This window comes from Mesorhizobium kowhaii, assembly GCF_042431665.1.
GTDB lineage: Bacteria > Pseudomonadota > Alphaproteobacteria > Rhizobiales > Rhizobiaceae > Mesorhizobium > Mesorhizobium kowhaii.
The window spans coordinates 98,629-111,192 of record NZ_JBHLYT010000010.1; the positions used below are offsets into that span (position 1 = coordinate 98,629).

Annotated in this window: 13 protein-coding genes; 6 read left to right on the forward strand and 7 right to left on the reverse strand. The window is 61.5% G+C overall.

Annotated elements, in window-relative coordinates:
- Positions 1–92 precede the first annotated feature (92 nt).
- Positions 93–710, reverse strand: coding sequence for a 30S ribosomal protein S4 (gene rpsD, locus ACFFNA_RS11460; RefSeq protein WP_027028657.1), 618 nt, complete (start codon positions 708–710; stop codon positions 93–95).
- A gap of 366 nt (positions 711–1,076) precedes the next feature.
- Here rpsD and ACFFNA_RS11465 point away from each other — a divergent pair, with 366 nt between their 5' ends.
- Positions 1,077–1,283 carry a hypothetical protein gene (locus ACFFNA_RS11465; protein WP_245445589.1) on the forward strand — a complete coding sequence of 69 codons (207 nt, stop codon included), beginning with the start codon at positions 1,077–1,079 and terminating at the stop codon, positions 1,281–1,283.
- A gap of 123 nt (positions 1,284–1,406) precedes the next feature.
- On the opposite strand, the gene ACFFNA_RS11470 is transcribed toward ACFFNA_RS11465, so the two are convergent.
- Positions 1,407–1,595: a DUF3008 family protein gene (locus tag ACFFNA_RS11470; RefSeq protein ID WP_378918235.1), complete on the reverse strand. Its 189-nt coding sequence runs from the start codon at positions 1,593–1,595 to the stop codon at positions 1,407–1,409.
- Between the two features lie 165 nt (positions 1,596–1,760).
- Between ACFFNA_RS11470 and ACFFNA_RS11475 the strand changes: the two genes are divergently transcribed.
- Complete coding sequence (locus tag ACFFNA_RS11475; RefSeq protein ID WP_378918237.1) at positions 1,761–3,143, forward strand: RNB domain-containing ribonuclease; 1,383 nt, start codon at positions 1,761–1,763, stop codon at positions 3,141–3,143.
- A 23-nt stretch (positions 3,144–3,166) separates the two neighbouring features.
- On the opposite strand, the gene murI is transcribed toward ACFFNA_RS11475, so the two are convergent.
- Together murI and ACFFNA_RS11485 are read right to left on the reverse strand one after the other, a co-directional pair.
- Complete coding sequence (murI, locus tag ACFFNA_RS11480) at positions 3,167–3,955, reverse strand: glutamate racemase (RefSeq protein ID WP_378918239.1); 789 nt, start codon at positions 3,953–3,955, stop codon at positions 3,167–3,169.
- On the reverse strand, positions 3,948–4,874 hold the full coding sequence (locus tag ACFFNA_RS11485; protein ID WP_378918241.1) for an RNA methyltransferase: 927 nt from the start codon (positions 4,872–4,874) through the stop codon (positions 3,948–3,950). The genes murI and ACFFNA_RS11485 overlap by 8 nt, the downstream gene beginning before the upstream one ends.
- 583 nt (positions 4,875–5,457) lie before the next feature.
- Here ACFFNA_RS11485 and ACFFNA_RS11490 point away from each other — a divergent pair.
- The 4 genes from ACFFNA_RS11490 to ACFFNA_RS11505 all read left to right on the forward strand — a co-directional run bounded on the left by ACFFNA_RS11490 (position 5,458) and on the right by ACFFNA_RS11505 (position 9,931).
- The gene (locus tag ACFFNA_RS11490) at positions 5,458–6,435 is read left to right on the forward strand and encodes a right-handed parallel beta-helix repeat-containing protein (protein WP_378918243.1); all 978 of its coding nucleotides are present in this window, start codon (positions 5,458–5,460) and stop codon (positions 6,433–6,435) included.
- Positions 6,436–6,878: 443 nt separating this feature from the next.
- Positions 6,879–7,856, forward strand: a complete 978-nt coding sequence (locus ACFFNA_RS11495) for a right-handed parallel beta-helix repeat-containing protein (protein ID WP_378918245.1) — start codon at positions 6,879–6,881, stop codon at positions 7,854–7,856.
- Between the two features lie 218 nt (positions 7,857–8,074).
- On the forward strand, positions 8,075–9,286 hold the full coding sequence (locus ACFFNA_RS11500) for an NADP-dependent isocitrate dehydrogenase (RefSeq protein WP_378918246.1): 1,212 nt from the start codon (positions 8,075–8,077) through the stop codon (positions 9,284–9,286).
- 18 nt (positions 9,287–9,304) lie between these two features.
- Complete coding sequence (locus ACFFNA_RS11505) at positions 9,305–9,931, forward strand: glutathione S-transferase family protein (RefSeq protein ID WP_378918248.1); 627 nt, start codon at positions 9,305–9,307, stop codon at positions 9,929–9,931.
- Between the two features lie 52 nt (positions 9,932–9,983).
- Here ACFFNA_RS11505 and ACFFNA_RS11510 read toward each other — a convergent pair whose 3' ends face one another.
- Genes ACFFNA_RS11510 through ACFFNA_RS11520 form a run of 3 tightly spaced genes read right to left on the reverse strand, consistent with a single transcriptional unit; the run spans position 9,984 to position 12,560 of the window.
- Positions 9,984–10,778, reverse strand: coding sequence for a PhzF family protein (locus tag ACFFNA_RS11510; RefSeq protein WP_378918250.1), 795 nt, complete (start codon positions 10,776–10,778; stop codon positions 9,984–9,986).
- Between the two features lies 1 nt (position 10,779).
- Entirely contained in the window at positions 10,780–11,268 is a 489-nt protein-coding gene (locus ACFFNA_RS11515; RefSeq protein WP_378918252.1) for a DUF2269 family protein, read from the reverse strand.
- Positions 11,265–12,560 (reverse strand): SDR family oxidoreductase, encoded by a 1,296-nt coding sequence (locus tag ACFFNA_RS11520; RefSeq protein ID WP_378918254.1) that lies wholly within the window; start codon positions 12,558–12,560, stop codon positions 11,265–11,267. The genes ACFFNA_RS11515 and ACFFNA_RS11520 overlap by 4 nt, the downstream gene beginning before the upstream one ends.
- Positions 12,561–12,564 lie beyond the last annotated feature (4 nt).

The window sequence follows — 12,564 nt, forward strand, 5'->3', positions numbered from 1 at the left end:
GCGGACATGGCAGACAAAGAAAAGGCCGCCTCGACGGGCGGCCTTTGGATGGTGTCGCAAATGCGTCGCTCAGCGCGAATAGAATTCGTCGCTTAGCGCGAATAGAATTCGACGACCAGGTTCGGTTCCATCTGCACGGCGAACGGAACGTCAGCAAGGCCGGGAATGCGCGAGAAGGTCGCGACCATCTTGTTGTGATCGGCTTCGATGTAGTCCGGCACGTCGCGTTCGGCCAAGCCCACCGATTCCAGAACGATGACCAACTGCTTCGACTTTTCGCGGACTTCGATGACGTCGCCCGGCTTGCAGCGGTACGAGCCGATGTTGACGCGCTTGCCGTTGACGTTGACGTGGCCGTGATTGACGAACTGACGGGCGGCGAAAATCGTCGGCACGAACTTGGAGCGGTAGACGACCGCGTCAAGACGCGACTCGAGCAGACCGATCAGGTTCTCGGAGGTATCGCCCTTGCGGCGATCGGCCTCTTCATAGACCTTGCGGAACTGCTTTTCCGAAACGTCGCCATAGTGACCCTTCAGCTTCTGCTTGGCGCGCAGCTGCAGGCCGAAATCGGAAAGCTTGCCCTTGCGGCGCTGACCATGCTGGCCGGGACCGTATTCACGCTTGTTGACCGGGGATTTCGGGCGGCCCCAGATATTTTCGCCAAGACGGCGGTCGATCTTGTACTTCGCGGATTCGCGCTTGCTCATCGCATTCCCTTTTCAAAACAACACACCCGGAACCTCATGGTCCGGGTGAAGGAAACGCGCCCTCCTCTGGCCTCCGTTTTCGAGACCTGACAGGGTTTTCCCACGCAACGCGGCGGAAAACCCACGGGACACGTCATTTCAAACAAGATCAGAAACGACTAGGCACTCTGATCTTGCGCATACAAAACAAACACCGGACATCGCTGCCCGGTGGTGGCGGCTGGTTAAACCGAGATTTAACCGGTGTCAAGCTTTTGAATAGCGCACCGGAATGCAACCCTATACCGATCTGAGCGTAGATGCGATGCCGGATATGGCGGCAGGTTTGCGCCAACGGCACCAGGAAGGGACTGGAGCTAGAGCAGCATGATTCTTGTGAAGAAATTCTTCCTTACCCTGGCAGGCGCTGCGGTGCTTGCGGGCTCGATGGCGGTGGCGCCGGAACCGGCGATGGCGCGTCATTGGCACGGACACCATCAGGTTTGCCGCATCATCGTGACGAAGAGAGTGGTGTGGCGGCATGGTCACCGCAGAGTGATCGTCCACAGGGTACGGCGCTGCCACGGCTGGTGATATCAGTCCGGGCCCGGTTGACGGGGAAATAACCCATCCATCGCAATGATCGAAGCCCGCGGTTTGATCCGCGGGCTTTCATTTTGGTGCCGGGCGACGCTCCCAAGGTCAGCTGTACCAGGGTCAGCTGTCCGACTTCTTTTCCGGCAGTCCCTTGCGCTTCGTCTCGGCGAATTCCTCGAGCTGTTTTTCGCTCATCGATTCATACATTTCCTTCGAAGCGCCTTTGAGCTCGCTCTTTTTGGTGTCGCCGCGCTTGGCCGACAGAGCGGCGCCGGCGGCTTTCTGCTGGGCTTTCGAGGTCGCTGGCATGGCTGTTTCTCCGTTGCTCTTAGAAGAAACGCCCCGCTTCGGTGACGGTTCCAGCCCCGGTGGCTCGGTTCCCGGCCTGCTTGGCGCCAGGTCGCCACGTGGTCAGGCTTGGTGATTTTCGTTGGCAGCCTTCCCGTGTCTGGAACCCCAGTGTAGGACGGCTGAATGAAATCTCTGACCGATCCCTCACAAGCTCTCTCCACTGGCCTGGCGAAAATCCGCACCGAATTCCACGTGCCAGATGGATTTCCGCTAGTCGTAATGGCCGCCGCGGAGGCGGCGGCCAAACGTGTGCCCAACCAGCATGCCGATCGAACAGCGATGCCCTTCGTCACGCTCGATCCGGCGAGCTCCACCGATCTTGATCAGGCGTTCTCAATCGAGGCGAGCGGCGGCGATCTTCTGCTGCATTACGCCATTGCCGACGTAGCCTGGTTCGTCGAGGACGGTGACGCGATCGATCTCGAAGCCTGGACGCGGGGCGAGACGCTTTACTTGCCGGACGGCAAGGCCGGGCTCTACCCGCCGGTAATTGCCGAGGGTGCAGCGAGCCTGTTGCCGGATGGATCGCGGCCAGCGGTTGTCTTCACGGTTCGGGTTGCGCAGGACGGTGCGACGAAGTTGGACGGCGCGGAGCGGGCAATCATTCAAAGCCGCGCGAAACTCGCCTATGACCGTGTGAAGGCCTCCGACGTTCCGGCCGGCTTCGCCGAAATGGCGCGACGCATGGCAATGAACGAAGAGCGTCGTGGTGCTTCGCGCGTCGACCCACCCGAGCAGGAGGTTGAAAGGCTCGCCGATGGTACATTCCGGCTTTCGTTCAGACCGCTGCTGCAATCCGAGCAAGACAACGCCGCGCTTTCGCTGGCTGCAAACATGGCGATTGCCGACGCCATGTTTGCGCACCATACCGGGTTGTTTCGGGTGATGTCGGAGCCAGATGCTTTCAGGGTGCAAAGACTGCGCAGCGCGGCACAGGCTCTCGGGCTGTCTTGGCCGGCCTCCACCAGCTTGCGCGACTATCAGCGAACCCTTGACCCGACCGATCCGCAACAGGCGGCGCTGATGCTGGAAATCCGCCATGCAAGCGCCGGCGCATCCTACCAACCCTATAAAGAAGGTGTTGTCCCCTGGCATGAGGCGATGGCAGCGACCTATGCCCATGCAACGGCGCCACTCAGGCGACTGGCCGATCGCTACGTCGTGCGCTGCGCGCTGGCCATCGCCAATGGCCAGCCGGTGTCCCAGGCTGTCACCGACGCGTTCGCCAGATTGCCGCAGGTGATGGGGCGTGCGGATAGCCGCGCTTCGCAGATCAACCACGCGGCTATCGACCTTGCCGAGGCGGTAATGCTGAAGGGACGCGAGGGCGAGACGTTCAAAGCTGCTGTCACCGACGTCGTCGACCATGGCGTGCGCGTTCAGCTTGCCGACATGCCTGTCGTTGCCAACGTAAAAGCCTCCGGGCTTAGACAGGGCGACGATCTGACACTAAGGCTGGTCTTGGCCGATCCAGATCAACGCAGCATCGTCTTCGAACCTGTTTAAGTGGCAGACGTTTCCGCCGCCATCTAGCTCACGACCAGCCCGAACCCCTGCATCAGCCGGCTGGTGGCGAAATCCACCTTGCCGGAGGTGAAGACAGCAATGTCAGGTTCACCCACCGGCAATGGCCCGTCGACCGGCGCCAGCAGCGACATGGCACGGCGGGCGATCGCTTCGGCCGGATCGATCCAGTCGACCGGCCAGGGCGCGGTCTTGCGCATGCGGTTGGCCAGGAAGGGATAATGCGTGCAGCCGAGCACGACGATGTCGGTGCGGGCGCCGTCCTTCTCGACGAAGCATGGCGCGATCTCCTTGCGGACGATCTCCTCGTCGACGAACCCCTCGCGCATGTAGATTTCCGCCAGCGGTGCCAGCCGGTCCGAGCCGACGAGCCGCACATGGCATTTCTGCGCCCATTTGCTGATCAGGTCGCGCGTGTATTGACGCTTGACCGTGCCCGGTGTCGCCAGCACCGAGACGAGCCCTGAGCGCGTACGTTCCGCCGCCGGCTTGATCGCCGGCACCGTGCCGACAAAGGGGTGGCCGGGGAATTTCTCGCGCAACGCGTCGATCACCAGCGTCGAGGCGGTGTTACACGGGATGACCGAAATCTCGGGCTGGAATTTTTCCAGCAGCGCGCCGAACAGGCCAAGGATATGGGCGTTGAGGGCCGGTTCCTCCCAGGCGCCATAGGGAAAGGCGGCATCATCGGCGACATAAACAAAGCGGCGGTCAGGCATCAGCACGCGCGCCTCGCGCAGCACGGTGAGCCCGCCGATGCCGGAATCGAACATCAGGATCGGCCGCTCAGTCATTGTCGGTTCCCTTTCCACCGAGCGGCGGCATGTCGTCGTCTTTACCGGTGCCGGTGGCCTTGTCTGCCAGGCGATCGCCTTCCGCCTTGCGGGCGCGCGCCACGGCCGCCGGCAATCGTCTTGGATCGTCGCCCGGCGATCCCTCGCCACGCGGCATCGCCGGTGAAAACCTGTCCAAGGACGAAATGATGCCACGCAGCACCTTCAGCTCCGGCTCAGCAAAGCCGGCACGCGTCAGCACGGCGCGCAGATTGTCGACCATCTTCGGCTTTTTCGCTGCGGGACGGAAATAACCGCGCGCTTCCAACGCGCCTTCGAGATAGGCGAACAGGCCGTGCAGCTCTTCCTTGCTCGCCGGCTTCATGTCCGGACCGGAAAAATTGGTTCTGGTCTCGTCTTCCAGGCCGGACTTCATCCATTCATAGGACATCAGCAAGGCCGCCTGGGCGATGTTGAGCGAGGAGAAATCGGGATCGACCGGGAAGGTGACGATCTCGTCGGCAAGGCCGACCTCGTCATTGTAGAGGCCGAAGCGCTCGCGGCCGAACAGGATGCCGGTGCGCTGCCCCATTGCGTGACGGGTCCGGAGCACCCTGCCCGCTTCCACCGGGCCGCGCACGGATTTGAAGCCATCGCGCTGCCTGGCCGTGGTTGCGAAAACAAAGTTCAGATCGGCGAGCGCCGAGGCCAGATCGTCGAACACTTTCACGGCGTCGATGACATGGTCAGCGCGGCTGGCGGCCGCGCGCGCCTTCTCGCTCGGCCAACCGTCGCGAGGGTTGACCAGGCGCAGTTCCGACAGACCGAAATTGGCCATCGCACGCGCCACCATGCCGATGTTCTCACCGAGCTGCGGCTCGACGAGGATGATCGCCGGGCCGGCGGTCATGAGGCCGCGCTGAAAGTCCGTTCCTGCCATGTGTTCCAGGTGATTGCGCCACGAAGTCTGCGCGTCCTGCCATATCGATGCGGCTTTTTGAAGAGTTATCGGCCGTCTGACTGACAAATACCCTTATGTCGCTCCCCCTGGTTTGCGCGAAAATCCAGTTGCGCGTCACCGGGTGTTCGCGCAGATGCCAGGCTTGTACAAGCAGATGAGCCGCGCACTCCGTCCCTCAAGAGATTGGTGGGATGCGGCATCGCACTCGTGCTGTTAGCGACAAGACATCTGGTCTCATTGCGGCAAATGGCTCAACCATGACGCCCCCAAACCGCTGACAAATGGATCGGCCCGTGCTCGCTGTTGCTATTGACGATATTTTCCATTTGTAGAAATCATCTACGATCCGAATGATCATTTATTTACGATGACGCATCGCGTGACTGGGAAACCAATTTAGAAAGCGGTAATATCGAAACCGCTTGGGTTCAATTTTTATCGACGAATAGTATTTTGAACGATGGAGTGTGTTTTGCACGCTCCTGTCATTTAGCTATGCCCCAAGCATCCAACACGGGATTCAATGGCCGACGAAGCGTCAGCCAAAACCTAGGAGGGGTAAATGAACGTCGTACGGGTTTTCCTTTCACTCGCTGTATTGGTTCTGGCGTCGATCTTCCTGATTGCGCCAGCTTCCGCGCAAGCGACACGGACGTGGGTTTCCGGCGTTGGCAACGACGCCAATCCGTGCAGCCGAACCGCACCTTGCAAGACGTTTGCCGGCGCCATCTCGAAGACGGCGACGGCCGGCGAAATCGACTGTCTCGACCCGGGCGGCTTTGGCGCGGTTACCATCACCAAATCCATCACCATCGACTGCAAAACCACGGAAGGTGGTGTGCTCGCGTCCCTCGTGAACGGCATCGTCGTCAACACGCCCGTCGGCTCCTCAGTGCATCTTCGCGGCATCAGCATAAACGGCGTGGGCAACGGCCTCGACGGCGTGCGTATGATCGGCCAGGGTCAATTGCATATCGAGGATTCCAACATAGAGCGGATGGCCGGCAACGGCGTCGAATTTCTCGCCAACGGGAACAGCGAACTCTACATAACCAACACGCGCATAGCCGAGACAGGCGCTGAAGGCGTTCTCATCAAAACGACTGGGGCCGTTGGGATCAATGCCATCCTTTCGAGGGTGGAAATTACCAACAGCGCCAGTGGCATTCTTGTCGACGGCACCGGCAACACCGTGGCCATGAACATGACACTGACCAACAGCCTTATCAGCGGCAATACCGGCAACGGCGTGGTGGTCAAATCCGTCGCCGCGGCATCGCCGGTGCGCGCGACGATTACCGGCAATACGATCAGCGCCAATGCCGGCACCGGTGTCAACGCGAACGGTGCGGCGGCCAGCGGCAACGGAAGCGCCATCGCCTTTCTCGGCGGATCGACGATCTTCGGCAATGTCACCGGGGTCAGCAATACCGGGAGCGGCGCCGTCCAGTCGTTCAAGAACAACATGATCTCCGGCAACTTAACCGACGGCACACCGCTCACCGCCTTCGCGGGCCCTGGCGGTACGCCGCTGCAATAAGCGACCGCCGCCTCCGCGGCAGCATGAACAAAGGCGATGCCGGCTGCCCTCACGGGGTAGTGCGGCATCGCCCCTTTGTTCCCGACCGCCACAGCAGAAGCCTGCGTCTTCCGCTGCCCGGTTGCACCGCTCGACCATGGCGGCCCAAACCGTCGACAAATGAACCCGCCCGTGCCCGCTGTCGGTATTGACGATATTTTCCATTTGTAAAAATCATCTACGATCCGAATGCATATTTATTTACGATGACGCATCGCGTCACTGGAGAATCAAATTAGAAAAAGGTAGTCTCCCGACCGCTTGGGTTTTCAATGTGTATCGACGGTTGGTATTTGGAAGATGGAGTGTGTTCTGCACGCTCCCGTCATTTATTTATGCCCCAAGCATTTTGACACGGGTTTCCATGGCCGACGAGGGCGTTGGCCAAAATCTAGGAGGGGCAATTGAAAATTGTACGGTTTTTCCTTTCACTCGCTGTGTTGGCACTGGCGTCAGCCTTGCTGATTGCGCCAGCTTCCGCGCAAGCGACACGGACGTGGGTTTCCGGCGTTGGTGACGACGCCAATCCGTGCAGCCGAACGGCACCTTGCAAGACGTTTGCCGGTGCCATCTCGAAGACGGCGGTAAGTGGTGAAATCAACTGTATCGACCCTGGCGGTTTTGGCGGGGTCACCATCACCAAATCCATCACCATCGACTGCAGGAACACTGAAGCGGGTGTGCTCGTCAGTGGTACGAACGCCATCATCGTCAACGCGCCTGCCGGCGCCGCGGTTCATCTTCGCGGCCTCGACATATTCGGTGTGGGCACCGGCCTCGACGGCGTGCGTATGGTCGGTCAAGGTCAACTGCATATCGAGGACTGCAACATCGAGCGGTTTGCCAGCAACGGCGTCGAATTTCTTCCCACCGCAAACAGCGAACTCTACATAACCAACACACGCATAGCCGAGGCAGGCGCTGAAGGCGTTCTCATCAAGACGACTGGGGCCGTTGGAATCAATGCCATCCTTTCGAAGGTGGAAATTACCAACAGCGGCAGCGGCATTCTTGTCGACGGCACCGGCAACACCGTTGCCATGAACATGACGCTGACCGGCAGCCTTATCAGCGGCAACACCGGCAACGGCGTGGCGATCAAATCCATCGCCGCGGCATCGCCGGTGCGCGCGACGATTGTCGGCAACACGATCAGCGCCAATGCGGGCACCGGCGTCAACGCGAACGGTGCCGCTGCCAGCGGCAACGGAAGCGCCATCGCCTTTCTCGGCGGATCGACGGTGTTCGGCAATGTCACCGGGGTCAGCAATACCGGTAGCGGCGCCGTCCAGTCGTTCAAGAACAACATGATCTCCGGCAACGTAGCCGACGGCACGCCGATCACGGCATTCCCGGGCCCTGGCGGTACGCCATTGCAATAAGCGCCTGCCGCCTCGCGGCGGCATGGAACAAAGGCGATGCCGCCTGCCTCTCAAGGGCAGTGCGGCATCGCCTTTTTGTTACCGATCGCTACAGCAGAAGCCTGCGTCTTGCGCTGCCGTCGGTTTGCACCGCTCGGATCGCTTTGCTATAGGCGAAGTCCCTACCCTGGCGGGGCCCGCCCCGCCATCACCCAACTGTTGAACGAGGCATTCTTTCCATGGCGAAGATCAAGGTGGCGAACCCGGTCGTCGAACTCGACGGCGACGAGATGACCCGCATCATCTGGCAGTTCATCAAGGACAAGCTGATCCACCCTTATCTCGACCTCAAGCTTGAATATTACGACCTCGGCATCGAGCACCGTGACGCCACCAACGACCAGGTGACCATCGATTCGGCCAACGCCATTAAGAAATACGGCGTCGGCGTGAAATGCGCGACGATCACGCCCGACGAGCAGCGCGTCGAGGAATTCAAGCTGAAGAAGATGTGGAAGTCGCCGAACGGCACCATCCGCAACATCCTCGGCGGCACCATCTTCCGCGAGCCGATCATCATGAAGAACGTACCGCGCCTGGTGCCCGGCTGGACCAAGCCGATCATCGTCGGCCGTCACGCCTTCGGCGACCAGTACCGCGCCACCGATTTCCGCTTTCCCGGCAAGGGCAAGCTGACGATCAAGTTCGTCGGCGAGGACGGCAAGGTGATCGAGCACGATGTCTACGATGCGCCGGGCGCCGGCGTCGCCATGGCCATGTACAATCTCGACGATTCCATCCGCGAGTTCGCCCGCGCTTCGCTGAACTACGGCCTGCTGCGCAACTATCCGGTCTATCTCTCGACCAAGAACACCATCCTCAAGGCCTATGACGGGCGCTTCAAGGACATCTTCCAGGAAGTCTACGAGGCTGAGTTCGAGGCCGAGTTCAAGTCGAAGAAGCTGTGGTACGAGCACCGGCTGATAGACGACATGGTGGCGTCCAGCCTGAAATGGTCCGGCGGCTATGTCTGGGCCTGCAAGAACTATGACGGCGACGTCCAGTCCGACACCGTTGCGCAAGGTTTTGGTTCACTCGGCCTGATGACCTCGGTGTTGATGACACCGGACGGCAAGACGGTGGAAGCCGAAGCCGCGCACGGCACCGTCACCCGCCACTACCGACAGCACCAGAAGGGTGAGGAGACCTCGACCAATTCGATCGCCTCGATCTTTGCCTGGACGCGCGGCCTCGCGCACCGCGCCAAGCTCGACGACAATGCCGAGCTCAAGCGCTTTGCCGAGACACTGGAAAAGGTCTGCGTGCAGACTGTCGAGAGCGGTTTCATGACCAAGGACCTGTCGCTGCTGATCGGCCCCGACCAGCCCTGGCTCTCAACCACCGGCTTCCTTGACAAGATCGACGAGAACCTGCAGAAGGCGATGGCGTAACCGGCCGAGACTTGGACAATGGGCAAGCCCGTCCTCTACGGCGCGGACTACAGCGTCTATGTGCGCATCGTCCGCCTCGTGCTCGCGGAAAAGGGCATCGACTACGAGCTTGTGCCGGTCGATGTCTTTGCCGCCGAGGGCATTCCCGCCTGGTATTTCGAGCATCACCCGTTCGGCCGCATCCCGGCCTTCGAGCATGACGGGTTTCGCCTTTTCGAGACGAGCGCGATTGCGCGCTATGTCGACGAAGCCTTTGACGGACCGGCGCTGCAACCGAAGGATCCGCGCGGCCATGCGCGGATGAACCAGATCATCGGCATGCTCGACGCCTATGCCTATCGGTCGATGGTCTGGGATGTCGCCGTCGAGCGGCTGGAGAAGGAGGCACCCGACGAGGCGCTGATCGCCAACGGGCTTTCGCAGGCGAGCAAGGCATTTCAGACGCTCTCCTCGCTGAAAGCGCCGGGGCCATGGTTGCTTGGCGACCAGCTGACGCTGGCCGATCTGCATGCCGCCCCGATCATCGGTTATTTCGTCAAGGTCAGTGAGGGGCAAAAGCTGCTCGCCGAGTTCCCCGCGATCCAGGCCTGGTGGGACCGGATTGCGGCCCGTCCAGGCTTTGCCGCGAGTGGTCCGGCGGCCTGAACGGCCTCCGCCCGTTGTTCATCCGGTCCGCCGTTCATTCTGGGTCCGCCGTTCACTCTGGAAGGTAGATTTCCGCCTTCATGAAGGTCTTGGCGCGACCCTGGATCAGCACGCGATCTCCGGCCAGATCACACAGCAGATGCCCGCCGCGCTGTGAGCACTGGAACGCCGACAGGTGGGTCTTCCTGAGTTTTTCAGCCCAGTACGGCACCAGCGTCGCATGAATGGAGCCGGTCACCGGATCCTCGGGGATGCCAGCTCCAGGAACGAAATAGCGGGATACGAAATCATGCGTTTGGCCGCGTGCGGTGATGACAAGGCCAAGCGGGTGGAAGGCTCCGATCCTGAGCAGATCGGGAACGAAGGACCGGACGGATGGCTCGTCGGCAAGCTCGACGAACAGGTTCTCGAAATTACGAAAGCCCACAACCGGATGCGGGGCCAAAATCTCCTGCAGCGCCAGCATGGTTTGGCCATCGACAGGCTGCGGCGGAAAACAGGGCAGATCGAGCTGGTAGGCGCCTTGCCGCTGAGAGACCCGCAACTCGCCCACACGCGTGGCAAAGGCCATGTCATCAGCCACCTTGTGTTGCGAGGCCAGCACATGGGCGGTCGCCAGGGTGGCGTGTCCACAGAAGTCGACTTCGTGAACCGGCGTGAACCAGCGTAAGTCCCAGCCCTTGCCGTTCGGCCGCGCAAAGGCGGTTTCGGCAAGATTGTTCTCGTTTGCAATGGCCTGCATCACATCGTCCGCCAGCCAGTCCTGCAAGATGAGGACGGCAGCAGGGTTGCCCTGAAAGGCGCGGTCGGCAAAAGCATCGACCTGGTACATGGTCAGCGTGGGCACATCATCCTCCGAAAAGACCGATCGCCGGCCGGGCGACCATCAGCCAAAGGATGGCAAGCACGGCAGCGAAAGCCGGGAAGCCGCAAGCAAACCAGATGCGAAAAAGGCGCTTTTCCTCGGCGGGCAGCGGTCGATTTTCGATGGCCGCCTGTCGCGCCAGATTTCGCATCCGAATCTGAATCCAGACCACCGGCAGCCAGAACAGACCCGTCACGACATAAAGCAGCAAGGACAGCACAATCCAGCCCTCGGACAGCGGCCATCCCGTTGCCCGTGCCAACAGCACACCTGATATCGGCTGCACCACGACAGCCGTTGCCGTGAATATGGTGTCGGCGACGACAACCGTGCCCGCGACATGGGCGACGAGGTCGGCGCGACCGGTGCGCTGTGCCATCAGCATGAAGAAGGCGATCCCGGCGCCGGTGCCAAAGAGAACCGTGGCGCCAATGACATGCGTCCAGCGCAGTATGTCGGCCCAGAGGTTCATCGCTCGTCGAGGACCGCCAGCGCCACAAGCACCAGGCACAGCATGGGGATCGTCTTGACCAGCGGCCCCAGTGGCGCGAGCCAAAGTTCAGGAACGAGAAGTGTCGCCGCCGCCAGATAAAACAGCGTGATGGCAGTCATCGCCAGCAGCGCTCGCCGCGCCAAAGGCCGGACCAGAACCGCCGCGCCGACAAGGATATCCGCAGCACCGCCGGCAAGAACCGACATATGGGCGAAATTCGCCGACACGCCGCGTGAAACAAGAATAGAAGCGGCCTCGTCTTGCCGGATCAGGCCGATGATGCCCGAAGCAAGCCAGAACAGGGCCAGGCAGCCGAAGATGACCGGTTTTGCCAGCCAGAGGCGCGCGAACCATCGCTCCTGAACATGGGCCGGCATGGCGGCCAGCGTTGCTTCCAGCGGCTGCAGCGGATGATCGGAAAGTTCGTTCCAGGGCCCGGCATGGCCCGTCACGCCACGCGCCAGCGCGGCAAGGGCTGCGCTGCGCAAAGGCGATCGCCAGCCAAGGAGGCCAAGGCCATCGGCAATGGCGGCCGCAAGCCGGCCGACAATGGCCGGTATCGGCACGATCTTCGCCCGCGGCAGGCCAAGCCATGCCCGAAAGGCTGAGAGAACATCGGCGAGCGGTCTGGCCTCGGCTTCGACGAGATCGACGGCAGAACGGGGCGGCAGCGATCCGGCGACCGCGCGCGAGACCGCTTCGGCAACGTCGGTGACCGCCACGGTCTGGATCGGCTGGCGCGACATGACGGCAGGGATAAAACCGGGGAAGGCCGCAAGAGCGCGCAAAAGTGCCGTCCCGCCATAGGCGGCGGGCGCGACCACCAAACCCGGACGCAGGATCGTCCACTCCAGCGAAGAGCTTGCGACAGCCTTGTCGCCTTGCGCCTTGGTGTTGAAGAAAGCGTCGGCAGAGGAGAGGTCGGCGCCGATCGCGGAAATCTGCGCAAAACGGCGCACGCCGGCCTGTTCGCATGCCGCGACCAGCGCCACCACCGAGTGCCGGTGGATGGCGTCGAGGCGATCGCGCGGGCCGTCCTGCAAGGCGCCTGCCGCATTGACGATTGCGTCCATACCGGTGACCACCGGCAGCCAGTCCTCAGCGGCAAGCAGTCGCGACATGTCGGCGGCGATCCAGAGCACCGCCGGCCAGCGCCGCTCGGCATCCACAACATCGCGACCAAGGCCGGCCACATGATGACCGTCGCGAAGCAGACGGCCGACGACGGCTTCGCCGATCAGACCGTAGCCGCCAAGGACGAGCACCTTCATGCAG